The organism is Salmonella enterica subsp. arizonae (assembly GCF_008692845.1).
GTDB classification, from domain to species: Bacteria; Pseudomonadota; Gammaproteobacteria; order Enterobacterales; family Enterobacteriaceae; genus Salmonella; species Salmonella arizonae.
On sequence record NZ_VXJW01000031.1, the window covers coordinates 1 to 1,486 of the forward strand.

1 protein-coding gene is annotated in these 1,486 nt (G+C 56.5%); it reads right to left on the reverse strand.

Features of this window, described 5'->3' with window-relative positions; genetic code table 11:
* The coding region (locus F4V61_RS21950) for an Ig-like domain-containing protein (protein WP_211359260.1) at positions 1–1,486 on the reverse strand (1,486 nt) is incomplete at both ends.

Sequence of the window (1,486 nt, forward strand, 5' to 3'; positions counted from 1 at the left end):
TGGCTGTCTGCGTGTCCACCGTCACCGTCAGCGGGGCGGAATGGCTGACGTTCCCGGCTTTATCCTCCACCATCACCGTCAGCGTGTAGCCGCCGTCACCCCACGGCGCTGTCGGCGTAAAGCTCCACTGCCCCCCGCTTTTGGTCAGCGCTACCTCTTCACTCTTGCCATCATGCGTTACTTGCACCACCACCCGGCTCGCATCGACATCAATATTACCGAGGATAAAGCCTGGCTTTTTCGCGTTGGTGAGATTATCGCCAGTAATACCACTGTCATCCTTATGGTCCAGTGCAATGGTCGGCGTTGTCAGCGTGGTATCAATGGTAAATTCCAGCATCCGCGTGATGGTGTTGCCTGCCTTGTCGGTCGCCTCCACCTGCAGGGTGTATTTCCCATCCTTCACGTCATCTGGCCAGGTATAATCCCAGATCCCTGCCGCGCCCTGCGTTGCCTTAACCCATGTCGCGCCACCGTCGATGCTCAGGCGTACCGAATTCACATCTTCCGGCACCGTTACACGGAACTGCGGGTGGATGTCATTGGTCATATTATCGCCAACGACGCCGCTGTCATTAATCAGCTCAACCTTACCAATTGAGATATGTGTATCCACTGTTACCGTCAGAGGGGTGGACTGACTTACGTTCCCGGCTTTATCCGTCACCGTCACACTCAGAGTGTAACTGCCGTCCGTCCAGTCGCGATCCGGCGTAAAACGCCACCCCCCAGCTTCCTGACTCGCATCAAATACACTTGTCGTACCATCATGCGTCACGCTTACCACAACGCTAGCGACGTCGGCATCAATATGTTGCAGGATAAAATTCGGCTGGGGACGGTTGGTCAGGTTATCACCCCGTTCACCGGTATCATCCGCGTTGTCCAGCGTGATGGTTGGCATTGACAGAGTTGTGTCGATGGTGAAATCCAGTGTCCGCGTCGCCGTATTGCCCGCAATATCGGTCACCTCCACCGCCAGCGTGTATGTCCCTTCCGGCACATCAGTCAACCAACTGTAGTCCCAGACACCTGCCGCGCTCTTCGACGCATGCATCCACGTCTTGCCGCCGTCAATGCTCAGGCGTACCGCGTTCACATCTTCCGGCACCTCCACCCGGAACTCCGGACGCAGAACGTTGGCCAGATTGTCGCCAGCAACACCGGAGTCATTCACCAGTTTAATACTATCAATGGCGGTCCGTGTGTCTACGGTTACCGCCAGCGGCGCTGAGTGGCGGATATTCCCCGCGTCGTCTTCCACCGTCACCGTCAGCGTGTAGCGGCCATCCGTCCACGCACTGTCCGGCGTGAACGTCCATCCTCCTCCGTTTTTGGTCAGCGCCACCTCTTCACTTTTGCCATTATGCGTAACCGTCACCACCACCCGGCTCGCATCCGTATCAATGCCGTTGATAGTAAAACCAGGCGTTTTTTCGTTGGTGATATTGTCGCCAGCCACACCACTGTCATTCGCGGTATCCAG